Below are 22,611 nucleotides of genomic sequence, written 5' to 3' on the forward strand. Positions count from 1 at the left end.
GCGGCCCCCGGCCGGGTATAGGCATGGGCCGGGGCTAGCGCAGAAAGGGCCACAGATGCTGCAAGCAATCACCCGTCTCGCCATCGCCGCCCCGCGACGCATCATCGGGATCGCCGTCCTGGTGCTGGTCGCAGCCGCGGCCTTCGGTCTGCCGGTGATCAACAGCTTGTCGGGGGGCGGTTTCCAGGACCCCACCTCGGAATCTTCCCGGGCCACCGAGGTCCTGCGAAACAAGTTCAACGAGACCGATCAGCAGATGCTCATCGTCGTCACCGCCCCGGCTGGCGTGCAGAGCAGCCAGGCCCGTGACGTCGGGACCGACATCGCCAACCGCCTCAAAACGTCGCCGTGGGTGCTGAACGTTTCCTCGGCGTGGACCTCGCCGCCCCAAACCGCCGCCCAGCTGGTCAGCAAGGACCACAAGTCCGGAATGATCGTCGCCGGCCTGAAAGGCGGGGAGAACGACGCCCAGAAGTACGCCAGTGCGTTGACCGACGAACTGGTGCACGACCGCGAGGGTGTCACCGTGCGCGCGGGCGGCATGGCTGTGGCGTATGCCCAGATCAATGACCAGAACGAGCGTGACCTGCTGTTGATGGAGTCGATCGCGATTCCGCTGAGCTTCGCGGTGCTGGTGTGGGTGCTCGGCGGCGTGATCGCGGCGGCGCTGCCGATCACGCTGGGCGCCCTGGCCATCGTCTGCACCATGTCGGTCTTGCGGCTGATCACGTTCGCCACCGACGTGTCGACGTACGCGCTGGATCTCAGCATCGCGATGGGCCTTGCCCTGGCGATCGACTACAACCTGCTGATCATCAGCCGCTTCCGCGAGGAGCTGGCGCGCAGCGGCGACCGGGACCGGGCGCTGATCCGCACCATGGCCACCGCCGGCCGCACGGTGCTGTTCTCGGCGACCACCGTCGGGCTGTCGATGGCGGTGATGGCGGTGTTCCCCATGTACTTCTTGAAGTCGTCGGCCTACACCATCGTGGCCACTGCGGCCATCGTCGCGCTGGCGGCCGTCGTGGTCACCCCAGCCGCGATCGCGCTACTGGGCCCCCGGCTGGACGCGATGGACGCCCGCCGCGTGATGCACCGCGTCTTGCATGGGCAGCGGTCGTTCCGTGATCACGCGCACCGGCCGCTCCAAGACCAGTTCTGGTACCGGTCCACCAGGTTCGTGTTGCGCCACGCCCTGCCGGTCGGTCTGAGCGTGGTCGCCTTGCTGCTGTTGTTGGGCGTCCCCTTCCTCGGCGTGAAGTGGGGCTTCCCGGACGAGCGGGTGTTGCCCCGGTCGGCGTCGTCCCGTCAGGTCGCCGACATGTTGGACCACGACTTCGCCAACGGGTTCGGAACGGGCGTCACCATCGTGGTTCCCGACGCGCGCGGTGTGACCCCGGCCGACCTCGAGCGTTACGCCGCCGACCTGTCGCGAGTGCCCGACGTGTCCGCCGTCAGCGCGCCGACAGGAACGTTCGTCGCGGGCAACCGGGTGGGTCCGGCCGCCGCGGCGACCGGGGTGGCCAACGGCGCTGCGTTCCTGTCCGTCACGAGCTCCGCGCCGCTGTATTCGCAGGCCTCCAACACTCAGCTGGACCGATTGCACCAGGTCGCCGGGCCGGCCGGACATCCCGTGGAGATGACGGGCCTGTCTCAGATCAACCGCGACAGCGTCAACGCGATAACCACGCGGCTGCCCCTGGTCTTCGCTTTGATCGCCCTGGTCACCTTCGCGCTTCTGTTCTTGCTCACCGGGAGCGCGGTCCTGCCGCTGCAGGCGCTGGTGTGCAACGTGCTGTCGTTGACGGCCGCGTTCGGCGCCATGGTGTGGATCTTTCAAGACGGGAATCTCGGTGCGCTGGGCACGACGCCCAACGGCACGTTGAACGCCAACATCCCGGTGTTGTTGTTCTGCATCGCGTTCGGGCTGGCGATGGATTACGAGGTGTTCCTGGTGTCCCGGATCCACGAGTACTGGCTTGCCTCGTTAGCCATCGAGGACACACCGCCGAGCCCCGCCGAAGCGCGCGCCGCCACCGACGAGAGCACGGCCTTGGGCATCGCGGGGATCGGGCGGGTGGTCACCACCGCCGCGGTGGTGATGTCGATCTCGTTCGCCGCACTGATCCCGGCTCACGTGTCGTTCATGCGGATGCTTGGCCTCGGCCTGACGCTCGCGGTGCTGGCCGACGCCACCCTGGTGCGAATGGTGTTGGTGCCGGCCTTCTTTCACGCACTCGGCCGGTGGACCTGGTGGGCGCCCAGACCGTTGGAGTGGCTGCGGAATCGGTCGGCCACCGGTGAGGACGCGGCGGCGGAGGTGGGCCGGCGGCGCTGGGCCGCCGACGCGCCCGAGTCGGCACGACCGATGATCAGGAGATGGCCGACCAAAGCGGCTGACCGTGGCTGACGCACGACCTTCGCTGCTGCCCGCCGGCCTTCGCGGCTGACTTCCGACATCGACGGAGAACTTTCATGGCCCACACGGAGATCGCCGCGGTGCTGGCGCTGAGTTCGGCGCTGTGCGTCGCGACCGGTGACGTTCTGCAGCAACGGGCGGCGCATTGCGTCGAGGACAAGTCGATTGGTCACGTCGGATTGTTCGCCAGCCTGCTGCGCAACGGGCGGTGGTGGTGGGGTGCGGCGCTGCTCGTCATGAGCGTCGGCCTGCAGGCCGCCGCTCTGGGCCAGGGTTCGGTGCTCTTGGTGCAGGCGCTGCTCATGTGCTCGCTGCTATTTGCGCTGCCGATCAACGCCAGGCTGTTTCATCGAAAGATGACCGGCGCGGAGTGGACGTGGGCCGGGCTGTTGACCGTCGCCGTGACCGTGGTCGTCGTCGTCGGCAATCCGCGGCCCGGTCACTCGTCCGCGTCGCTGGCAACCTGGGCCTTGGTGGCCGTGGTGCTGGGCCCGCTGCTGGTCGGCTGCGTCGCGGCGGGGCGGATTTGGGGTGGCACCGCGGCCGCGGCGCTATTCGCCTTCGTCTCCGGTTCCCTGTGGGGCGTCTTCGCCGTGCTCGCCAAGGTGGTTGTCGCTCGACTCGACGACGGCCCCTGGGCCGTCGCCCGCACCCCCGAGCTGTACGCCGCGATCCTCGTCACGCTGGGCGGCGTGGTGTGGAGCCAGGCGGCATTCCGGGCCGGCCCGCTGACCGCGTCGATGCCCACCCTGCAGGTGGCGCAGCCGGTGGTGGCGGTGGCGCTGGGGGTCGTCGTCCTGGGCGAGACGCTGGACACGGGCAGCGTGAGGACGATCGCCCTGGCGGCGGCGGTGCTGGTGATGGCGGCGGCCATCGTCAAGCTCGCCCGCGTCGAGGCCGTGAATACCAGCGATCGGGTCGAGGCGGAGCTGCACGACAAGCTCAGCCAGCCGGCGTAATTACACCGCCGCAGCGTGGCGTAAACCGGCCGCGCGACACCGGCGGGGCGGCCGGTTGAGTCGCCATACATGCCGCCAAAAACCTATTACAATTCATGCACTGTTCTGGTCAGCGGTGACCAACTGGGTGAATGTCTCACGGAAAGTCACTCGATGACGCCTTTGCGCAAACGACGATCGTGGCTGGCCGCCGCGATCGCTTCGGTTGCTGTGTTCGGCGTCGCTTGCGGTGGCAACCCTACCGCGGCCCCGGCGAACGTGATCTCCGACAAGGGCACCCCATTCGCTGACCTGCTCGTCCCGAAGCTGACCTCCACGGTGACCGACGGCGCCGTCGGCGTCACGGTCGACGCTCCTGTGACGGTCAGCGTCGCCGACGGCGTTCTCGCGTCGGTGACCATGGTCAACGAGAACGGCAGGTCCATCAGCGGCCAGCTCAGCCCCGACGGACTGCGCTGGTCGACCACCGAGCAACTCGGCTACAACAGGCGCTACACCTTGAGCGTGAAAGCGCTGGGCATGGGGGGCGCGGCGAGTCGGCAGATGACCTTCCAAACTTCTTCGCCCGCGCACCTGACGATGCCCTACGTCGCCCCGGGCGACGGCGAGGTGGTGGGCATCGGCGAGCCGGTGGCGATCCGGTTCGACGAGAACATCGCGGACCGCGCCGCCGCGCAGAAAGCCATCAAGATCACCACCAACCCGCCCGTCGAGGGCGCGTTCTACTGGCTCAACAATCGCGAAGTGCGTTGGCGCCCCGAGCATTTCTGGAAATCCGGAACGGCCATCGACGTGGCGGTCAACACCTACGGCGTCGACCTGGGTGACGGAATGTTCGGTGAGGACAACGTCAAGACCCACTTCACCATTGGCGACGAGGTCATTTCCACCGCCGACGACACCACCAAGACGGTGACCGTGCGCGTCAACGGTGAGGTGGTCAAGACCATGCCCACGTCGATGGGCAAGGACAGCACCCCGACGGACAACGGCTTCTACATCATCGGCGGCCGGTTCAAGCACATCATCATGGACTCGTCCACCTACGGCGTTCCGGTCAACTCGCCCAACGGATATCGCACCGAAGTGGATTGGGCCACACAGATGTCCTATAGCGGCGTCTTCGTGCACTCCGCGCCGTGGTCGGTCGGCGCCCAGGGCCACACCAACACCAGCCATGGGTGCCTGAACGTGAGTCCCAGCAACGCCGAGTGGTTCTACGACCACAGCAAGGCCGGCGACATCGTCGAGGTCATCAACACGGTGGGGCCGACACTGCCGGGCACCGAGGGCCTCGGCGACTGGAACATTCCCTGGCCGCAGTGGAAAGCCGGCAACGCCAACACCTGACGTGCGGTTCAGTCCACCTTGTGCCAGGCCGCACAGTTTCTGGTCATGAATGCGCGATCGGTGGGCAGGATCTGCACCACCTGCGGGCCGTCGTTGACGTTGTTGTCGATGATGTCGTTGGTGTCCAGGCTGCGCAGCCTCGCCCAATAGCACCCGTATTTCCCCGCGCTGCGGTAAGTGCCCGGTGCGATGTCGGTGCCGACCATGAACGTGCCGTCCGACTCGATGGTCGTCTTCGGACCCGGCGCGGGCGGCGGCGCGGCGGTCACCGTCACCGTCTTGGTCTCTGCCGGCACCGTCGACGTGACGGTGGTCGCCGTGCCATTCGAACCACCGCAGCCGGCGAACACGGCAGCGCAGCCCGCGATCGCCGCGTTCAGGGGGAGGCGATGACGCTTCGGGGGCACGGCGCGCTTCCCTCCCGGTTAGGGTGCAATCGCGTTGCGTGGGCCGAAACGACCCGGCGGTCGGGAAGCAGCCATGGCTTCCGGCCGATTGGGGTGGCTGACGGGACTCGAACCCGCGACACCCAGGATCACAACCTGGTGCTCTACCAGCTGAACTACAGCCACCATCGCCGCCGGCGGCCTCGAGGCCATCGAGCGGCGACGTCGATACTAGCCGGTCGGTGGCTCGGCGGCCGAATCGATTTGGCCTTGGCCGTTGCCGTCGCCCTCCAGTTCGGCGACCACGGCCTCGATCTCGCTGGTAGGAGGTCCCGGCGGGGAGACGAACGCCGTCCGCCGGTAGAACTGCAGCTCGCGGATCGATTCGTGAATGTCGGCCAGCGCGCGGTGCGCCAGGCCCTTGACCGGCTGGCCGAAGTAGATCCGCGGATACCAGCGCCGGCAGAGCTCCTTGATCGAGCTCACGTCGATCATCCGATAATGCAGGAACGAATCCAGAGCCGGCATGTCACGGGCGATGAACGCGCGATCGGTGGCGATGGAATTGCCCGCCAGCGGCGCCGTCTTGGGTTGCTTGACGTGCTTGCCGACGTAATCGAGCACCATCGCCTCGGCGGTCGCCAGGTCGACGGTCGACGCCCGCACCTCGTCGATCAGCCCTGAACGCGTGTGCATTTCGGTGACCACCTCGATCATCGACGACAATGCCGCGTCGTCGGCGTGGATCACCACGTCGACGCCGTCGCCCAGAACGTTCAGATCGGCGTCGGTGACCAGGGCCGCGATTTCGATCAACTTGTCCGAGCCGAGGTCGAGCCCCGTCATCTCGCAGTCGATCCACACCAACTCGTCTCGCACAGCGCTCAGACTAGGCCCACGCGGCGCTCGCGCTGGCCATCGCCCCTAATTGCGCCGGAGAAGTAGTGTGAGCGTTGCCGGACCGCATGCTCAAACCACTGGGAACGGGGGCGCAGCACCATGAGCACCGAATCCGCTGAAACACCCGCGCGCCGGGTCGCCAACGGGTACGCCTTCGACGGGCAGGCACTCGAATTGGGCACGGTCGTCGTCGACGGCACCGTCGACCCCGCGGCGCAGATTCGCATCCCGTTGGCCACCATCAACCGGCACGGCCTGGTGGCCGGTGCGACCGGAACCGGGAAGACCAAGACGCTGCAGCTGATCGCCGAACAACTCAGCGCGGCGGGCGTGGCGGTGATGATGGCCGACGTCAAGGGCGACCTGTCGGGTCTGGCCCGGCCGGGCGAGGCCAACGACAAGACCGCCGCGCGCGCCAAAGACACTGGCGACGACTGGGTGGCCACCGGATTTCCGGTCGAGTTCTTGTCGCTGGGCACCGGGGGACTCGGCGTGCCGGTCCGCGCGACGGTGGCCAGCTTCGGACCGGTTCTACTGTCGAAAGTGTTGGGGCTCAACGCCACTCAAGAATCGACGCTGGGGCTGATCTTCCACTGGGCCCAGCAGGCCAGCCGTCCGTTGGTCACCCTGGGTGACCTGCGCGGCGTGATCAGCCATCTGACGAGCGACGAGGGCAAGGCCGATCTGAAAGACCTGGGCGGCGTTTCGCCGACGACGGCGGGCGTCATCCTGCGGGCGCTCGTCAACCTCGCCGGCGAGGGCGGCGACACGTTTTTCGGCGAGCCGAAGCTCGATCCCCAGGACCTGCTGCGCGTCGACGACCGGGGCCACGGCATCATCTCGCTGCTCGAGTTCAGTGGCCAGTCGCTGCGTCCCGTTATCTTCTCCACGTTTCTGATGTGGGTGCTCGCGGACTTGTTCGCGGTGCTGCCCGAAGTCGGCGACATCGACAAGCCCAAGCTGGTCTTCTTCTTCGACGAGGCGCACCTGCTGTTCGCCGACGCCTCCAAGGCGTTCCTCGAGCAGGTCGAGCAGACCGTCAAGCTGATCCGCTCCAAGGGCGTCGGGGTGTTTTTCTGCACGCAGCTGCCCACCGACCTGCCCAACGATGTGCTCTCGCAGCTCGGTGCCCGGATCCAGCACGCGCTGCGGGCGTTTACCCCCGACGATCAGCAGGCCCTGAGCAAGACCGTGCGGACCTATCCGAAAACCGATGTCTACGAGCTGGAATCGGCGCTGACGTCGCTGGGCATCGGGGAGGCCGTGGTCACCGTGCTGTCCGAGAAGGGCGCACCCACTCCCGTCGCGTGGACGCGCATGCGCGTGCCCCGGTCGCTGATGGCCTCGATCGGAAACGAGGAGATCGCGGCCGCGGCGAAAGCCAGTCCGCTGCAACAGAAGTACGGCCAGACGATTGAGCGACCGGCCCCGCCCCAGGCCGGCGCGCCGGATCGGCAGACCCAGCCGCCGCAGGCCCAGTCCGACTACCCGCCGGTCCCGGCGAACGAGCCGCCACCGCCGATGCCGCAGCCGGCGGAGCCGAAAGGCCCCGCCATGTGGGAGGAGGTGCTGAGCAACCCGACGGTGAAAAGCGGCATCAACACGGCAATACGCGAAATCACCAAGAACATCTTCGGTACCGGCCGTCGCCGCCGAAAGTAAGGGCTAGCTGCCGCCGAGCTTCTTGTAGAAGCGGCCGACGATGGGCGCGACGATAGCGCGCGGCGCGTAGCCGCTGGCCACCGACATGGCCTTCGACGTCAGGCCCGGAACCACCCGCATCTTGTTGCGCGCCAAGGCATCCAGCGACACCTGAGCGGTGTGTTCGGTGGAGATCCACAGGAATTCGGGCACCATCCGTTCGACCAGCGACCGTTCGGCGTCGTCGGGGAGGTCGGTGCGCACTGGTCCGGGCGCCAGCAGCGTGACGTGCACACCCGAGTGGCGCAACTCACCGCGCAGCGACTCGCTGAAGGTGTTCGCGAACGCCTTGCTGGCCGCATAGGTGGCGTTGTACGGAATCGGCGAATTGCCGGCCGCCGAGCCGGAAATCAGGATACCGCCGGCCTTTCGTTCGACCATGCCGGGCAGCACCGCCAACGTAAGGTCATGCACGCCCAGCACATTTAGCTGCAGCTGGGCTTTCTCCCCTGCGGGATTCAGCGTGGCCACCGGACCGAAGGTCGCGGTGCCGGCATTGGCGCACAGGATCGAAATGGGTCGGGCGGCCAGCTCCTCGCACAACTTCGCCCGTTCCCCGGGATCGGCAAGGTCGGCGGGTCGCACGTCGACTGTGACGCGGTACTTGTCGCTCAGCCGGTCGGCCAGCTCGTTGAGCAGGTCTTCGCGTCGCGCCGTGACGATCAGGCTGTGTCCGCGGGCGGCCAGTTCGGTGGCCAGCGCCTCGCCGATGTTCTGCGAGGCTCCGGTCACCACGGCACGCGCGTCTGGGTTGGGAGCGGGGATCGGCATGAGCCAATCGTAGACAGCGAGCGCGGCGGAGCCGGGCGCGGCGGGTCGGCTGCGAAACAAATTGCAGCGATCGCGAGCGCGGCGGAGCCGGGCGCGGCGGGTCGGCTGCGAAACAAATTGCAGCGATCGCGAGCGCGGCGGAGCCGGGCGCGGCGGGTCGGCTGCGAAACAAATAGAGTGCCGGGCATGGGCCAGCCGTCGTCACGTTCACTCATGCCGGTGCCATCCCGGGTGGTGGCGTGGGCGCTCTGGGACTGCGGTTCCACCGGCCTGAACGCAATCGTGGCAACCTTCGTCTTCTCGGTGTATCTGACCAGCAGCGTGGGGGTGGGCATCTCCGGTGGCACCCCGCCGGCGAGCTGGTTGGGGCGCGCCGCCGCGATTGCCGGCTTGACGGTCGCGGTGCTGGCACCGGCCGTCGGTGTCTGGGTGGAGTCCCCGCATCGCCGGCGGGTGGCCTTGAGCGTGTTGACCGCGTTGGCCGTCGCGCTGACGTGCGCGATGTTCTTCATCCACGAGCGCCCCGGCTACCTGTGGGCCGGGCTGGTGTTGATGGGGGCGACGGCGGCCTGCGGCGACCTGGCCAGCGTCCCGTATAACGCGATGCTGCGCCAACTTTCGACGCCGCAGACCGCCGGCCGCATTTCCGGGCTGGGCTGGGCGGCCGGTTACGTCGGCAGCGTCCTGCTGCTGCTCGTGGTCTACAGCGGGTTCATTTCCGGGAAGGGCGGCGGGCCGGATGCGACCCGCGGGTTCTTGCGGGTGTCCATTCACGACGGCCTCTACGTTCGGGAGGCGATGCTGGTCGCGGCGGCTTGGCTGGCGGTCTTTGCCCTGCCGCTACTGTTTGTCGCGCATCGGCTTCCCGACTCGGCCGAGGTGTACGAGCCGACGAGCATGCTCGGCGGCTATCGCAAGCTGTGGACCGAGGTCTCCGCCGAGTGGCGGCGAGACCGAAACCTGGTCTACTTCCTGGTCGCCAGCGCGCTTTTCCGCGACGGTCTGGCGGCGATCTTCGCCTTCGGCGCTGTGCTCGGCGTCAACGTGTACGGCATCTCGCAGGGCGACGTGCTGGTGTTCGGGGTGGTGGCCAGCGTGGTGGCGGCGGTGGGTGCGGTGCTGGGCGGGTTCGTCGACCACCGGGTCGGGTCGAAACCCGTCATCGTGGCGTCGCTCGCCGCGATCCTCGTCCTGGGCATCAGTCTGATGCTGCTGTCGGGGCCGGTGGCGTTCTGGATCTGCGGGCTACTGCTGTGCATGTTCATCGGACCGTCGCAGTCGTCCTCGCGCGCCCTGCTGCTGCAGATGGCCAAACACGGCAGGGAAGGCGTCGCCTTCGGCCTCTACACGATGACCGGGCGGGCGGTGGCGTTCGTCGCGCCTTGGCTGTTCTCGGTATTCGTGGACATATTCGGCGCCGTGCGCGCGGGTCTGGGCGGTATCTCGGTGGTGCTACTCGCCGGTCTGCTGGCCATGCTGGCGGTCCGGGTTCCGGCACGCGGCGCTCTCGTGGCCGAACGGTCGTAAGGCGCTCAACCCCGCGAGTCGCAGATCGTCAGGCCCACGCCGACGCGCTTGCTCATCTGGACACCGTCGACGGTGACCGAGCACGTGACGTTGTGGCCGATGTTGACGATCGTGACGTTGGCCGGGTGCGCGGCCGTCTTGGCCAGGCTGACCTCTTTGGTCCAGGGCAGCGCGACGTTGAATTCGGTTTGGATCAGATCGCCGGTGTCGATGTACATGATGCTGATCGCCCGGCCGTCGCCTGCCACGCTGTAGACGATGTCCTGCATCGCGGCCGGGCCGGTGGACTCGGTGGGTGTCGGAGAGCCGCCGGTGGGCGGCACCGGGGCCGGAAGGCTCGGCGTCGACGTGCGTGTCGACGGGCTCGGCACCGCCGGAGTCGTCTCCGGCATGGCGGGCAGCGGCGGGACGGCGGTCTGAGTCTTGATCGCGTCGTTCACCAGCACCAGGGCAATGACCAGGGCGACCACCAGCAGCACGGCCGCGCCGGCGACGATCCATAGCCACCGCGGCGGAGGTTTCGGGCCGTCCGGCGGTGGGGGAGCCGAACCCGGGGGTTGTCCCGACGGCGGCATCTCGTGCTGCCAGTACGCCGGCAACTCTTTGGTGGTGTTGGCGTCGCCCATCTGGGCCGCCCACGGCGGAGCCGGCCCGCCGTAGGTGGGCGCGTAGGGCGCCTGATCGGCATAGGCGGGGTCGGCGGGGGAATACCACGGGCCCTGCGGCCCCGGTCCCGGCAGGGAGGGGCTGAACCGCTCGGTGGGACGTGAATCGTTCATGTCCACCTCATGGATTGCAGAGTACCTGCGCCGGGCGCCCGAATGGCGAATCACCTCACCAGCGGTGACTCAGGGGCACTGGTTCCCGGCGGCCAGCGCGGCGACGGTCATCGCCCGCATGACGGCACGTGACCGAGCGGTGCGGGCCGACTTGCTGCGCGATGTGTCGGGCGATTTCATGCTGTGCGGCGTCGAATTGAGGAGGCCGAAGACCGCATGGGCCGCCAGCCGGGCATCGGCCTCGGCCAGGTCCGGGTCCAGCTCGCGCAGCACCGCGACCCACACCTCGACGTACTGGCGTTGCGCTTTGCGCACCTGCTTTTCGGCCGCTCCGGGCAGGTGCGCGAGGTCGCGATCCTGGATTCGGATGAGGTCGGGCTCACCGAACGCGAAGTCCAGGTGGAAATCGATCAGCCCGTCCAGCGCCGTGGCCGCGTCGGAACTGCGGGCCCGTACCTCCCGGGCGCCCGCGAGCAGCCGCGCGCTGATGCCCACCAGCAGCTCGACCAGCAGCGACTCCTTGTTGGGAAAGTGGCGGTAGATGGCGGGGCCGCTCACACCGGCGGCGGCACCGATGTCTTCCAGCCGCACGGCAAGGAAGCCGCGCTCGGCGAACAGGCGTTCGGCGGCCGCCAGCAGCTGCAGGCGCCGGTCGGATTTCAACTGGCTGCGTCGATTTGGCGCATCCGGGGGGCCCGGCTGGCCGTCCGAGGTGGACGTTGTCATGACGAATCCCCGTCCAGTTGGTTAATCGTCACTAACTTAGCATGACCCTTCAACCGGTTAACCTGCCTCAATAGTGGCGACGGCCTGATGTTGTCGTCCCTGGACCGGCGGGATCGACGATGGTATTGTCACCGTGAGTTAATGAGCATTAACTCAAAACCCCCGCCCCGACGGCAAGGAGGCTGCTGCGGCTATGGACAAGATGGTGGCCTCTCCTAACGCGGCCGCTGACGCCGTTGCCGACATAGCCGACGGGTCGTCCCTGGCGGTCGGGGGTTTCGGGTTCTGCGGCATTCCCGAAACCTTGATCGCCGCCCCGGTCGACACCGGCGTCCGCGACGTGGAGACGGTGTCCCACAACTGCGGCGGCTACGGCGTCGGACTGGAGGCGCTGTTGCACCACAAGCGAATTCGCCGCGCCGTCGCCTCGTACTTCGGCGACAAGAAGGAATTCGCGTTGGCCGTCATCGACGTATGCGATGACGGTTTGCACTTGGTCGGGACCGCCCCCGGCGTCTCGGCCGACGAGGTGCGTGACAAGACCGCACCGCCGCTTGTGCCGGCGAGGACCGGGAGGCATTCGTGAGTTCAGCTGTGATGGCCGCGCCATCGTTTGCCGACGAGCATCGCCGGCTGGTAGCCGAGTTGAACGCCAAGTTGGCGGCGGTGGCGCTGGGCGGCAACGAACGCGCCCGCGAACGGCACGTCAGCCGCGGCAAGCTGCTGCCGCGCGAGCGGGTGGATCGACTGCTCGACCCGGGCAGCCCGTTTTTGGAGTTGGCCCCGCTGGCCGCCAACGGCATGTACGACGACGAATCCCCGGGCGCCGGAATCATCACCGGGATCGGGCGGGTGTCGGGGCGAGAGTGCGTGATCGTCGCCAACGACGCGACGGTCAAGGGCGGCACCTACTACCCGATGACCGTCAAGAAGCACCTGCGCGCACAGGAAGTCGCGCTGCAGAATCGCCTGCCGTGCATCTACCTGGTGGACTCCGGTGGCGCTTTCCTGCCCCGCCAGGACGAGGTGTTTCCCGATCGCGAGCATTTCGGCCGGATCTTCTACAACCAGGCGACCATGAGCGCCAAGGAGATTCCCCAGGTGGCCGCGGTCCTCGGTTCGTGCACGGCGGGCGGTGCCTACGTTCCGGCCATGAGCGACGAGGCCGTCATCGTGCGCGAGCAGGGGACAATCTTCCTCGGCGGTCCGCCCCTGGTGAAGGCCGCCACCGGCGAGGTCGTCTCGGCCGAGGACCTCGGCGGCGGTGACCTGCACTCGCGGGTTTCCGGGGTCACCGACCACCTCGCCGACGACGACGAACACGCGCTGCGCATCGTGCGGGCCATCGCCGCGACCTTCGGCCCGCGCGGGCCAAGCCAGTGGGACGTCCGGCCCGCGGTCGAGCCCAGGCATCCGCAGAGCGAGCTCTACGATGTGGTGCCCCCGGATCCGCGGGTGCCCTACGACGTGCACGAGGTCATCGTGCGGCTGGTGGACGGTGGCGAATTCAGCGAATTCAAGGCCAACTACGGCAAGACGCTGGTGACCGCGTTCGCCCGCATCCACGGACACCCGGTCGGGATCGTCGCCAACAACGGCGTCCTGTTCGGCGAATCCGCCTTGAAGGGCGCTCATTTCATCGAGCTGTGCGACAAACGCAAGATCCCGCTGCTGTTTTTGCAGAACATCGCCGGCTTCATGGTCGGCCGCGACTACGAGGCCGGGGGCATCGCCAAGCACGGCGCCAAGATGGTGACCGCCGTGGCCTGCTCCCGGGTGCCCAAGCTCACGGTCGTCATCGGCGGATCCTATGGCGCGGGCAACTATTCGATGTGCGGGCGAGCGTACTCCCCGCGCTTCCTGTGGATGTGGCCCAACGCCCGGATCTCGGTCATGGGCGGTGAACAGGCGGCCTCGGTGCTGGCGACGGTGCGCGGCGAGCAGCTCGCCGCGGCCGGCAAACCGTGGCCGCCCGACGAAGAGGAGGCGTTCAAGGCGCCCATCCGCGCGCAATACGAAGACCAGGGCAACCCGTACTATTCGACCGCCCGCCTGTGGGACGACGGCATCATCGATCCCGCCGACACCAGAACCGTTGTCGGGCTTGCTCTTTCGGTATGCGCCCACGCACCGCTAGATCCGGTTTCCTACGGCGTCTTCCGGATGTGATGACCATGTTCGAGACCGTCTTGGTGGCCAACCGCGGCGAGATCGCGGTCCGAGTGATGCGCACCCTGCGCCGGCTGGGTATCCGATCGGTCGCGGTGTACAGCGACCCCGACGCCAACGCCCGCCATGTCCTGGAGGCCGACACCGCCGTTCGCCTGGGCCCCGCCGCCGCGCGGGAGAGCTACCTTGACATCGGCAAGGTGCTCGATGCGGCGGCGCGCACCGGTGCCCAGGCAATCCATCCTGGCTACGGATTCCTCTCCGAGAACGCCGAGTTCGCCGCCGCCTGCGAGCGGGCCGGTGTGGTGTTCCTCGGGCCGCCGCCGCGCGCCATCCAGGTGATGGGCGACAAGATCACCGCCAAGAACGCGGTCGCCGCCTTCGACGTGCCGGTGGTTCCCGGCGTGGCCAAGCCGGGGCTGAGCGACGACGAGTTGGTGGCGGCCGCAGAAGTAGTCGGCTATCCGGTGCTGATCAAGCCCTCGGCGGGCGGCGGCGGCAAGGGCATGCGCTTGGTGGACGACCCGAGCCGGCTGCGCGACGCGCTGGTGGGCGCGCGACGGGAGGCTGCCGCGTCGTTCGGTGACGACACCCTGTTTTTAGAGCGATTTGTCCTGCGCCCCAGGCACATTGAAGTGCAGGTGCTCGCCGACACGCACGGCAACGTGGTGCACCTGGGCGAGCGCGAGTGCAGCCTGCAGCGGCGCCACCAGAAGGTGATCGAGGAGGCGCCGTCGCCCTTGCTCGACCCGCAGACACGCGCACGTATCGGGGCGGCGGCGTGCAACACCGCCCGCAGCGTCGATTACGTGGGCGCGGGCACGGTGGAGTTCATCGTCTCCGCCGACCGGCCGGACGAATTCTTCTTCATGGAGATGAACACTCGCCTGCAGGTGGAACACCCTGTCACCGAGGCTATTACCGGCCTGGACCTGGTGGAGTGGCAGCTGCGGGTGGCCGCGGGCGAGAAACTGGGGTTCGCGCAGGACGACCTCGAACTGCGGGGCCACGCGATCGAGGCCCGGGTGTACGCCGAGGATCCGGCGCGGGGATTCCTCCCCACCGGCGGCACGGTACTGCAGGTATCCGAACCGTCGGGCGCCGGCGTGCGGGTCGACTCGTCCCTGCTGGCGGGCACGGTGGTCGGTAGTGATTACGACCCGATGCTGAGCAAGGTGATCGCCTACGGCGAGGACCGCGACGAGGCGCTCGCGAAACTCGATGCGGCCCTGGCGCGGACCGCAATCCTGGGCGTGCAGACCAACATCGAATTCCTTCGGTTCCTGCTCGCTGACGAGCGAGTCCGCGCCGGCGACCTTGACACGGCGCTGCTGGACGAGCGGGTCGCGGACTTCGCGCCGCTGCCGGCGCCCGACGACGTGCTCGCCGCCGGGGGGCTGTACCGCCAGTGGGCGCTGGACCGTCGCGCCGCGGGCGACCCCTGGGCCGTGCCGACCGGATGGCGGGTCGGGGGTGCGCCCGCGCCCGTGCGAACCGAGATGCAGACCCCGCTGCCCAGCGACACCGTGTCGGTTTGGGGACCACCCGCCGACGCCAGGGTGCAGGTCGGTGCGGGCCAGATCCAATCCGCCGCCGCGCAAGTCGACGGCGACCGCATGCACGTCACGCTGGACGGCGTGCGTCGCGAATACCGCTGGGCCGAGGCCGACCGTCACCTGTGGATCGCCGACGACCGCGGAGCATGGCACCTGCGCGAGGCCGAGGAACACAAGATTCACCGCGCGGCCGGCACGCAGCAGGCCGAGATCCTCAGCCCCATGCCCGGCAGCGTGATCGCGGTCCAGGCCGCCTCCGGCGCCGAGGTGTCCGAGGGCGACGTGGTGGTGGTAGTGGAGGCGATGAAGATGGAACACTCGCTGCCCGCGCCGGTTTCGGGACGAGTGGAAGTCTTGGTGTCCGTCGGCGACCAGGTCACCGTCGACCAGGTACTGGCCCGGCTGGTGCCGCGAGAGCCCGAAGAAGCAGTAGAAGCGAGTAAGGACGAAACATGACGACATCCATTACCGCGGGAACGTTACCCAAGGAATACGAGGATCTTCGCGACACGGTTGGCGAGTTCGCGCGCACCGTGGTCGCGCCCGTCTCGGCCAAACACGACGAAGAGCACAGCTTCCCGTACGAAGTCGTCGCCAAAATGGGCGAGATGGGATTGTTCGGCCTGCCGTTCCCCGAGGAGTACGGCGGCATGGGCGGTGACTACTTCGCCCTGTCGCTGGCGCTCGAGGAACTCGGCAAGGTCGACCAGTCGGTGGCGATCACCTTGGAGGCCGGCGTCAGCCTGGGCGCGATGCCGATCTACCGATTCGGCTCCGAGGAGCAGAAAAGCAGATGGCTACCGGATCTGACGGCCGGCCGGGCCCTGGCCGCCTTCGGGCTCACCGAGCCGGGTGCCGGTTCCGACGCGGGCGCCACCCGGACGACGGCCCGCCTCGACGACGGCGAGTGGGTGATCAACGGCAGCAAGCAATTCATCACCAACTCCGGCACCGACATCACGAAACTGGTCACCGTCACCGCCGTCACGGGAACGATCGGTGACGGCAAGAAGGAGATCTCGACGATCATCGTGCCCAACGGCACACCGGGATTCACCGTCGAACCCGTCTACAGCAAGGTCGGCTGGAACGCCTCGGACACCCACCCATTGAGCTTCGCCGACGCCCGCGTGCCGGAGGAGAACCTCCTCGGCCCCCGCGGCACCGGCTACGCGAACTTCCTGTCCATCCTCGACGAGGGCCGCATCGCGATCGCCGCGCTCGCGACCGGCGCCGCCCAGGGCTGCGTGGACGAGAGCGTCAAGTACGCCACGCAACGCCAGTCCTTCGGCCAGCCGATCGGCTCCTACCAGGCCATCAGCTTCAAGATCGCGCGGATGGAAGCCCGCGCCCACGTCGCCCGCACCGCGTATTACGATGCGGCCGCAAAGATGTTGGCGGGCAAGCCCTTCAAGAAGGAGGCGGCGATCGCGAAGATGATCGCGTCGGAAGCGGCCATGGACAACGCGCGCGACGCCACCCAGATCCACGGCGGCTACGGCTTCATGAACGAGTACCCGGTGGCCCGGCACTACCGCGACAGCAAGATCCTCGAGATCGGTGAGGGGACCACCGAGGTGCAGCTGATGCTCATCGCGCGATCGCTGGGGCTGTCATGACCGAAGGCAAGTCGATCATCCAGCGGGGCCTGTGGTTCGAGGAATTCGAGATCGGCACGGCCTACCTGCACCGGCCGGGCCGCACCGTCACCGAGGCCGACAACGTCTTGTTCACCACGCTCACGATGAACACCCAGTCACTGCACCTGGATGCGGCGTGGGCCGCAGAGCAGCCGGGCTTTCGGGGCGAGCGGTTGGTGAACTCGATGTTCACCCTGTCCACGTTGGTCGGGCTGTCCGTCTCGCAGCTGACGCTGGGCACCATCGTCGCGAACCTGGGCTTCTCCGAGGTGTCGTTCCCCAAACCGGTCTTCCACGGCGACACCCTGTACGCCGAGACCGTCTGCACCGGCAAGCGCGAGTCCAAGAGCCGGCCGGGGGAAGGGATCGTCACCCTCGAGCACACGGGACGCAACCAGCACGGCGACGTCGTGGCGCGTGCGGTGCGGACCACGCTGGTGCAGAAGCGGCCAGACACGGAGGAGTCGCGATGAACCTGCACGCCGCCGGCCCGGGCTGGCTGTTCTGCCCGGCCGACCGTCCCGAGCGGTTCGCCAAGGCCGCGGCCGCGGCCGACGTGGTGATCCTCGACCTCGAGGACGGCGTCGCCGAGGCGGATAAGCCGGCCGCGCGCAAGGCGCTGCGCGAGACCCCGCTGGATCCCGAGCGCACCGTGGTGCGCGTCAACGCGGCCGGCACCGAGGAGCACCGCCGCGACCTGGACGCCCTGGCCGAGACTCCCTACACGACCGTGATGCTCGCCAAGACGGAATCGGCCGAGCAGGTTTCGGCGCTGGCGCCGCGCAACGTCGTCGCGCTGATCGAGACGCCCCGCGGTGCGGTCTTCAGCACCGAGATCGCCGCCGCCCAGGGGACGGTCGCCATGATGTGGGGTGCCGAGGACCTCGTCGCGGCCCTGGGCGGCAGCTCGAGCCGCCTGGCGGACGGCACCTACCGCGACTTCGCCCGCCACGTCCGGTCGACGGTCCTGCTGGCGGCGTCCACTTTCGGCCGGGCCGCCCTGGACGCGGTGCATCTGGACATCCACGATGTCGAAGGCTTGCGGGCCGAAGCCACCGACGCCGTCGCCGTGGGTTTCCACGGGACCGTCTGCATCCACCCGACCCAGATCCCCGTCGTGCGCGACGCCTACCGTCCCAGCGAGGAGAAACTCGACTGGGCGCGAAGGGTATTGGATGCGGCGCGCACCGAGCGTGGCGTATTCGCGTTCGAGGGTCAGATGGTGGACTCGCCGGTGCTCAAGCACGCGGAAATGCTGGTGCGCAGGGCGGGGCGGTCCGCCGACGGATGAAAACCGCGAAAGCACTATCACCGGCGGCATTCGGAAGTCGCCTACCGGTGTCTGCGGCCAACCCAGCCGGGCCGCGGTGCCGCCGGGCACGCGACACGTTCGCGATCACCGCGGTCTCCTCTCATCCGAGCGCATAATGGTGAGTACGCCAGTGTCGCGGCGAGCGAAGCCTTTCGGGTAGCTGGCGATCGACTTCGGCTCGCGATAGGTCCCGGCTGAGCTTCTGCTGTGACCCTGCGGCACCGAGGTAGGGAGACGGTTATGGCGACGGTGCCCCAATTGCCGATGACCGTCGACCTCGATCCCGTGCAACTCGTCGCCGCCGACGGCGTACCGACCCAAGAACGCCGGTACGGCCGCGACCTTCCGGCCGAGACGTTGTGCTGGCTCTACGAAATGATGGTGGTCACTCGCGAGCTGGACACCGAATTCGTCAACCTGAAACGCCAGGGGGAGTTGGCGCTGTTCGCGTCGTGCCGCGGTCAGGAGGCCGCCCAGGTGGGTGCGACGGCCTGTCTGCGCAAGACGGACTGGCTGTTTCCGCAATACCGGGAGCTCGGTGCCTACCTGGTGCGCGGCATCCCGCCCGGGCACGTCGGCGCGGTCTGGCGCGGAACCTGGCATGGCGGACTGGAATTCACCAAGAAATGCTGCGCCCCGACCGCGATCCCGATCGGCACCCAGACCCTGCACGCCGTCGGCGCCGCGATGGCCGCCCAACGTCTCGGCGAGGATTCGGTGACGGTGGCCTTCCTCGGCGACGGCGCCACCAGCGTCGGGGACGTGCACGAGGCGCTGAACTTCGCGGCCGTGTTCGCCACGCCCTGCGTGTTCTTCGTGCAGAACAACCAGTGGGCCATCTCGGTGCCCATCCACAAGCAGACCGCGGCACCTTCCATCGCGCACAAGGCAATCGGCTACGGCATGCCGGGAATCCGGGTGGACGGCAACGATGTGCTGGCCTGCTACGCGGTGATGGCCGAGGCCGCCGCCCGCGCCCGGACCGGCGGTGGGCCGACCTTGATCGAGGCGGTCACCTACCGGCTCGGACCGCACACCACCTCCGACGATCCCAGCCGCTACCGGTCCCAGGAGGAGGTGGACCGGTGGGCCGCGCTCGACCCGATCCCGCGCTATCGAACCTACCTTCAGCACCAGGGACTGTGGTCGAACCGCTTGGAGGACCGGGTCGCCGCGCGCGCCCAACGGATGCGCGCGGAACTGCGTGACGCGGTGTTCGGCGCACCGGATTTCGACATCGACGAGGTGTTCACCACGGTCTACGCCGAGATGACGCCCGGGCTGGAGTCGCAACGCCAACAGCTGCGAACCGAACTGGGGAGGCGTGAATGACTCAGCTCGCCGATCGCCCGGCCAGCTCCGACGAAACCCTCACCGCCCCAGCGTGCGTCGTCGCGCAGTCGCTGACCATGGTGCAGGCGCTCAACCGTGCGCTGCGCGACGCGATGGCCGCCGACGACCGGGTGCTGGTGTTCGGCGAGGACGTCGCGGTCGAAGGGGGAGTGTTCCGGGTAACCGAAGGGCTGGGCGAAACGTTCGGCGAGAAGCGCTGTTTCGACACTCCGCTGGCCGAATCGGCCATCATCGGGATCGCGGTGGGGCTGGCGCTTCGCGGCTTCGTGCCGGTGCCGGAGATCCAGTTCGACGGGTTCTCCTACCCGGCCTTCGATCAGGTCGTCAGCCACCTGGCGAAGTACCGCACCCGCACCCGCGGCGAGATCAGCATGCCGGTGACGGTGCGGATCCCGTCTTTCGGTGGCATCGGTGCGGCCGAACATCATTCGGACTCCACCGAGTCGTATTGGGCCCACACCGCCGGCCTGAAAGTGGTGGTTCCGTCCAGCCCGGCGGACGCGTACTGGCTGCTTCGCCACGCGATCGCGTGTCCGGACCCGGTGATGTTCCTCGAGCCGAAGCGCCGCTATCAGGTGCGGGGCACGGTAGACACCGGGCGGCCCGAACCGCCGATCGGCCGGGCGATGGTGCGCCGATCCGGCTCCGATGTCACCGTCGTGACCTATGGCAGCTTGGTCAGCACCGCGGTGGCCGCCGCGGAAGAGGCTCAGCGGCAACGTGGTTGGAGCCTCGAGGTCATCGATCTGCGCTCACTCGTGCCGCTGGACTTCGATACCGTCGCGGCGTCGATTCGCCGGACGGGGCGTTGCGTGGTGATGCACGAGGGGCCGCGCAGCCTGGGATACGGTGCCGGATTGGCCGCCAGGATTCAAGAGGACATGTTCTACGAGCTCGAGGCGCCGGTGCTGCGCGCCTGCGGATTTGACACGCCTTACCCGCCGGCCCGATTGGAGCGATTCTGGTTGCCCGGCCCCGACCGGCTGCTGGATTGCGTCGAGCGTGCGCTGGAGTTGCCATGAGCGCCGAGATCAAGGAATTCCGGGTTCCCGACCTCGGTGAGGGCTTGCAGGAAGTGACGGTGACGCACTGGAACGTCGCCGCGGGCGACGACGTCGAACTCAACCAGGTGTTGTGTTCGGTGGAGACCGCCAAGGCCGAGGTCGAGCTCCCCAGCCCCTACGCCGGGCGAATCATCGAAACACGCGGCGCCGAAGGCGATGTGCTCGAGGTGGGGGCGGTGCTGGTTCGCATCGACACCACACCGGTCAATGGGGACGTCCCTCCGACGGCAGCGACGGTGCCCACGCTTGTCGGCTACGGGGCGGACGACGGCATCGACGCCAGCCGACGGACCGGCCGCCCGCGCGCCGCCCCTCCGGCGCGCAAACTGGCCAAGGAACTGATGGTCGACCTGCGCTCGCTGCAGCGCGATCCCGACAGCATCATCACTCGCGCGGACGTGCTGGCGGCGGCCGACCAAAACGGGTCCGACGTTCGGCCGGTCCGCGGCGTGCAGGCCCGAATGGCCGAGAAGATGACGTTGTCGCAGAGGGAGATCCCGGCCGCCAAAGTCAGCGTCGCGGTTGACTGCACCGAACTCTTGCGGCTGGCGGACCTAACGGCCTCAGGCCAGAAGATCACGCCGTTCGTCCTGACCATGCGGCTGTTGCTGATTGCCCTGCGGCGCAACGAGATTCTCAACTCGACATGGGTCGACTCGCCCGCCGGCCCACAGGTTCGCATTCACCGGCGGGTGCATCTGGGGTTCGCAGTGGCCACGCCGCGGGGCCTGCTGGTCCCGGTGATCACCGACGCACACGACAAGAGCACCCGCGAACTGGCAAGTCGCGCGGCTGAATTGGTCGGCGGTGCCCGGGCGGGCACGCTGACGCCGGCGGAGTTGCACGGCTCCACCTTCACCGTCACCAACTTCGGGGCGCTGGGCGCCGACGACGGCGTCCCGGTGATCAACCATCCCGAAGCCGCCATCCTGGGGATGGGCGCCATCAAACCTCGCCCGGTCGCCGTCGATGATCAGGTCGTGGTGCGCCCGACGATGACACTGACGTGCGTCTTCGATCACCGCGTCGCCGACGGCGCCCAGGCGGCCCAGTTCCTCACCGAGCTACGGGATTTGGTCGAGTCACCGATGACCGCGTTGCTCGACCTCTAAGAGCTCGGGGGTGCGGCGGCACGAGAACAGGCCGCAATTGAAGCTGGACGCGCGCGAAGGCGGGGGCGGAACCTGCGACGGCGCTACCGGCGTTGCGCCGCGGCCAGACGCTGAGCGAATTCCGGCGACTGGATGGAGTACGCCTGCGGACCGAGCTCCGTGCGCATGGCGAAGACGTGCTGCTCGTGATCCAGCGACCCCGGGCTGATGGTCGCGCGCATCGTCGCCTTCGTCGCCAACACCACCTCGCGCGGGGCGGCCGCGGGTCCGGCGGCCAACTCCAGCGCCGCGGCGACCGGATCGTCGGCGACGGTGAGCGCCAAGCCGTGGTGCACCGCGGCCTCGGCGTCGAAACGCATGCCGAAGAGCAAGGCTGCGCGGGCGACCTGGGGGCCCACCACCCGCTGCAGCATCCAGGTCGCGCCCCCGCCGGGGTGCAATCCCAGCTTTTGGAATCGGGCGTCGAACAGGGCGCCCGGGCCCGCGATGCGCACGTCGGCGGCCAAGGCAAGGTTCAGGCCCGCCCCGACGGCCGCGCCGTTGACGGCGGCGATAGTGGGCAGCCGGCAGGCGCCGATTGCCATGAATCCGTCGTAGAGCTGCTGTAGGCCCGTTTCGGCTTTCTCGCCGCCCGCAGCGCCGAGCGCGCTGAGGTCCGCGCCGGCACAGAAGGCCTTGCCGGCCCCGGTGATCACCACGGCGTGCACGTCGGGATCGGCCTCAGCCCGCTCCACGGCCGCGCGCAGGCGCGCCGACATTTCGGCGGTCACCGCGTTGCGCCGGTCGGGGTCGTTGACGGTGATGAGCGCGACGCGATTGTCGACGGTTGACAAGACCAGGTCGGATTGGACCATCGGGCACCTCCGCGGCTTGGGTTTGACGGGTCC

At 68.3% G+C, this 22,611-nt stretch carries 19 protein-coding genes, 1 tRNA gene and 2 pseudogenes; 15 read left to right on the forward strand and 7 right to left on the reverse strand.

What is annotated here, in order from left to right; translation table 11 throughout:
* Positions 1 to 55: 55 nt before the first annotated feature.
* From ACEL92_RS08490 to ACEL92_RS08500, 3 genes are all read left to right on the forward strand, one after another.
* Positions 56 to 2,410 carry an MMPL family transporter gene (locus ACEL92_RS08490; protein ID WP_374025160.1) on the forward strand — a complete coding sequence of 785 codons (2,355 nt, stop codon included), beginning with the start codon at positions 56 to 58 and terminating at the stop codon, positions 2,408 to 2,410.
* Between the two features lie 65 nt (positions 2,411 to 2,475).
* Complete coding sequence (locus ACEL92_RS08495; protein WP_374025161.1) at positions 2,476 to 3,378, forward strand: DMT family transporter; 903 nt, start codon at positions 2,476 to 2,478, stop codon at positions 3,376 to 3,378.
* Between the two features lie 153 nt (positions 3,379 to 3,531).
* Entirely contained in the window at positions 3,532 to 4,728 is a 1,197-nt protein-coding gene (locus ACEL92_RS08500) for an Ig-like domain-containing protein (RefSeq protein ID WP_374025162.1), read from the forward strand.
* Between the two features lie 8 nt (positions 4,729 to 4,736).
* On the opposite strand, the gene ACEL92_RS08505 is transcribed toward ACEL92_RS08500, so the two are convergent.
* The 3 genes from ACEL92_RS08505 to orn all read right to left on the reverse strand — a co-directional run bounded on the left by ACEL92_RS08505 (position 4,737) and on the right by orn (position 5,993).
* On the reverse strand, positions 4,737 to 5,135 hold the full coding sequence (locus ACEL92_RS08505) for a hypothetical protein (RefSeq protein WP_374025163.1): 399 nt from the start codon (positions 5,133 to 5,135) through the stop codon (positions 4,737 to 4,739).
* An 89-nt stretch (positions 5,136 to 5,224) separates the two neighbouring features.
* Positions 5,225 to 5,300 (reverse strand) — tRNA-His (locus tag ACEL92_RS08510).
* Positions 5,301 to 5,345: 45 nt separating this feature from the next.
* Positions 5,346 to 5,993 (reverse strand): oligoribonuclease, encoded by a 648-nt coding sequence (gene orn / locus ACEL92_RS08515; RefSeq protein WP_374025164.1) that lies wholly within the window; start codon positions 5,991 to 5,993, stop codon positions 5,346 to 5,348.
* Between the two features lie 120 nt (positions 5,994 to 6,113).
* On the opposite strand from orn, the gene ACEL92_RS08520 reads away from it, so the two are divergent.
* Positions 6,114 to 7,676, forward strand: a complete 1,563-nt coding sequence (locus ACEL92_RS08520) for a helicase HerA-like domain-containing protein (RefSeq protein ID WP_374025165.1) — start codon at positions 6,114 to 6,116, stop codon at positions 7,674 to 7,676.
* Positions 7,677 to 7,679: 3 nt separating this feature from the next.
* On the opposite strand, the gene cmrA is transcribed toward ACEL92_RS08520, so the two are convergent.
* Entirely contained in the window at positions 7,680 to 8,486 is an 807-nt protein-coding gene (gene cmrA / locus ACEL92_RS08525) for a mycolate reductase (RefSeq protein WP_374025166.1), read from the reverse strand.
* 186 nt (positions 8,487 to 8,672) lie between these two features.
* On the opposite strand from cmrA, the gene ACEL92_RS08530 reads away from it, so the two are divergent.
* Positions 8,673 to 10,013 (forward strand): MFS transporter, encoded by a 1,341-nt coding sequence (locus tag ACEL92_RS08530; RefSeq protein ID WP_374025167.1) that lies wholly within the window; start codon positions 8,673 to 8,675, stop codon positions 10,011 to 10,013.
* 5 nt (positions 10,014 to 10,018) lie between these two features.
* Here ACEL92_RS08530 and ACEL92_RS08535 read toward each other — a convergent pair whose 3' ends face one another.
* The gene (locus tag ACEL92_RS08535) at positions 10,019 to 10,798 is read right to left on the reverse strand and encodes an MmpS family transport accessory protein (protein WP_374025168.1); all 780 of its coding nucleotides are present in this window, start codon (positions 10,796 to 10,798) and stop codon (positions 10,019 to 10,021) included.
* A 63-nt stretch (positions 10,799 to 10,861) separates the two neighbouring features.
* Positions 10,862 to 11,518, reverse strand: a complete 657-nt coding sequence (locus tag ACEL92_RS08540; RefSeq protein ID WP_374025169.1) for a TetR/AcrR family transcriptional regulator — start codon at positions 11,516 to 11,518, stop codon at positions 10,862 to 10,864.
* 193 nt (positions 11,519 to 11,711) lie between these two features.
* Here ACEL92_RS08540 and ACEL92_RS08545 point away from each other — a divergent pair.
* The 10 genes and pseudogenes from ACEL92_RS08545 to ACEL92_RS08590 form a co-directional block, all read left to right on the forward strand.
* Positions 11,712 to 11,975 (forward strand): annotated as a pseudogene (locus tag ACEL92_RS08545) (CoA-transferase); the annotation flags it as partial.
* A pseudogene (locus tag ACEL92_RS08550) lies at positions 11,976 to 12,104 on the forward strand (succinyl-CoA--3-ketoacid-CoA transferase); the annotation flags it as partial. It lies immediately after the preceding pseudogene.
* A gap of 11 nt (positions 12,105 to 12,115) precedes the next feature.
* On the forward strand, positions 12,116 to 13,687 hold the full coding sequence (locus ACEL92_RS08555; RefSeq protein WP_374026128.1) for a carboxyl transferase domain-containing protein: 1,572 nt from the start codon (positions 12,116 to 12,118) through the stop codon (positions 13,685 to 13,687).
* 5 nt (positions 13,688 to 13,692) lie between these two features.
* A complete protein-coding gene (locus ACEL92_RS08560) occupies positions 13,693 to 15,699 on the forward strand; it encodes a biotin carboxylase N-terminal domain-containing protein (RefSeq protein ID WP_374025170.1) in 2,007 nt (668 codons plus the stop codon).
* A complete protein-coding gene (locus ACEL92_RS08565; protein WP_374025171.1) occupies positions 15,696 to 16,862 on the forward strand; it encodes an acyl-CoA dehydrogenase family protein in 1,167 nt (388 codons plus the stop codon). Before ACEL92_RS08560 ends, ACEL92_RS08565 begins: the two co-directional genes overlap by 4 nt.
* A complete protein-coding gene (locus tag ACEL92_RS08570; RefSeq protein WP_374025172.1) occupies positions 16,859 to 17,356 on the forward strand; it encodes a MaoC family dehydratase in 498 nt (165 codons plus the stop codon). Before ACEL92_RS08565 ends, ACEL92_RS08570 begins: the two co-directional genes overlap by 4 nt.
* Positions 17,353 to 18,174 (forward strand): CoA ester lyase, encoded by an 822-nt coding sequence (locus ACEL92_RS08575; RefSeq protein ID WP_374025173.1) that lies wholly within the window; start codon positions 17,353 to 17,355, stop codon positions 18,172 to 18,174. The genes ACEL92_RS08570 and ACEL92_RS08575 overlap by 4 nt, the downstream gene beginning before the upstream one ends.
* 261 nt (positions 18,175 to 18,435) lie before the next feature.
* Positions 18,436 to 19,527, forward strand: coding sequence for a pyruvate dehydrogenase (acetyl-transferring) E1 component subunit alpha (gene pdhA, locus ACEL92_RS08580; protein ID WP_374025174.1), 1,092 nt, complete (start codon positions 18,436 to 18,438; stop codon positions 19,525 to 19,527).
* A complete protein-coding gene (gene bkdB / locus ACEL92_RS08585; protein WP_374025175.1) occupies positions 19,524 to 20,570 on the forward strand; it encodes a 3-methyl-2-oxobutanoate dehydrogenase subunit beta in 1,047 nt (348 codons plus the stop codon). The genes pdhA and bkdB overlap by 4 nt, the downstream gene beginning before the upstream one ends.
* On the forward strand, positions 20,567 to 21,724 hold the full coding sequence (locus ACEL92_RS08590) for a dihydrolipoamide acetyltransferase family protein (protein WP_374025176.1): 1,158 nt from the start codon (positions 20,567 to 20,569) through the stop codon (positions 21,722 to 21,724). Before bkdB ends, ACEL92_RS08590 begins: the two co-directional genes overlap by 4 nt.
* 83 nt (positions 21,725 to 21,807) lie before the next feature.
* Here the strand turns inward: ACEL92_RS08590 and ACEL92_RS08595 are convergent, their stop codons facing one another.
* Positions 21,808 to 22,578: an enoyl-CoA hydratase gene (locus ACEL92_RS08595; protein ID WP_374025177.1), complete on the reverse strand. Its 771-nt coding sequence runs from the start codon at positions 22,576 to 22,578 to the stop codon at positions 21,808 to 21,810.
* Between the last annotated feature and the right edge of the window lie 33 nt (positions 22,579 to 22,611).

This window comes from Mycobacterium hainanense, assembly GCF_041890355.1.
In the GTDB taxonomy this organism is placed as follows: Bacteria; Actinomycetota; Actinomycetes; order Mycobacteriales; family Mycobacteriaceae; genus Mycobacterium; species Mycobacterium hainanense.

Bases quoted from the DNA above. Each gene is read 5' to 3' on its own strand.
- ACEL92_RS08490 (WP_374025160.1), top strand. From the start codon at position 56: ATGCTGCAAGCAATCACCCGTCTCGCCATCGCCGCCCCGCGACGCATC.
- ACEL92_RS08495 (WP_374025161.1), top strand. From the start codon at position 2,476: ATGGCCCACACGGAGATCGCCGCGGTGCTGGCGCTGAGTTCGGCGCTG.
- ACEL92_RS08500 (WP_374025162.1), top strand. From the start codon at position 3,532: ATGACGCCTTTGCGCAAACGACGATCGTGGCTGGCCGCCGCGATCGCT.
- ACEL92_RS08520 (WP_374025165.1), top strand. From the start codon at position 6,114: ATGAGCACCGAATCCGCTGAAACACCCGCGCGCCGGGTCGCCAACGGG.
- cmrA (WP_374025166.1), bottom strand. From the start codon at position 8,486: ATGCCGATCCCCGCTCCCAACCCAGACGCGCGTGCCGTGGTGACCGGA.
- ACEL92_RS08530 (WP_374025167.1), top strand. From the start codon at position 8,673: ATGGGCCAGCCGTCGTCACGTTCACTCATGCCGGTGCCATCCCGGGTG.
- ACEL92_RS08540 (WP_374025169.1), bottom strand. From the start codon at position 11,518: ATGACAACGTCCACCTCGGACGGCCAGCCGGGCCCCCCGGATGCGCCA.
- ACEL92_RS08555 (WP_374026128.1), top strand. From the start codon at position 12,116: ATGGCCGCGCCATCGTTTGCCGACGAGCATCGCCGGCTGGTAGCCGAG.
- ACEL92_RS08560 (WP_374025170.1), top strand. From the start codon at position 13,693: ATGTTCGAGACCGTCTTGGTGGCCAACCGCGGCGAGATCGCGGTCCGA.
- ACEL92_RS08565 (WP_374025171.1), top strand. From the start codon at position 15,696: ATGACGACATCCATTACCGCGGGAACGTTACCCAAGGAATACGAGGAT.
- ACEL92_RS08570 (WP_374025172.1), top strand. From the start codon at position 16,859: ATGACCGAAGGCAAGTCGATCATCCAGCGGGGCCTGTGGTTCGAGGAA.
- ACEL92_RS08575 (WP_374025173.1), top strand. From the start codon at position 17,353: ATGAACCTGCACGCCGCCGGCCCGGGCTGGCTGTTCTGCCCGGCCGAC.
- pdhA (WP_374025174.1), top strand. From the start codon at position 18,436: ATGGCGACGGTGCCCCAATTGCCGATGACCGTCGACCTCGATCCCGTG.
- bkdB (WP_374025175.1), top strand. From the start codon at position 19,524: ATGACTCAGCTCGCCGATCGCCCGGCCAGCTCCGACGAAACCCTCACC.
- ACEL92_RS08590 (WP_374025176.1), top strand. From the start codon at position 20,567: ATGAGCGCCGAGATCAAGGAATTCCGGGTTCCCGACCTCGGTGAGGGC.
- ACEL92_RS08595 (WP_374025177.1), bottom strand. From the start codon at position 22,578: ATGGTCCAATCCGACCTGGTCTTGTCAACCGTCGACAATCGCGTCGCG.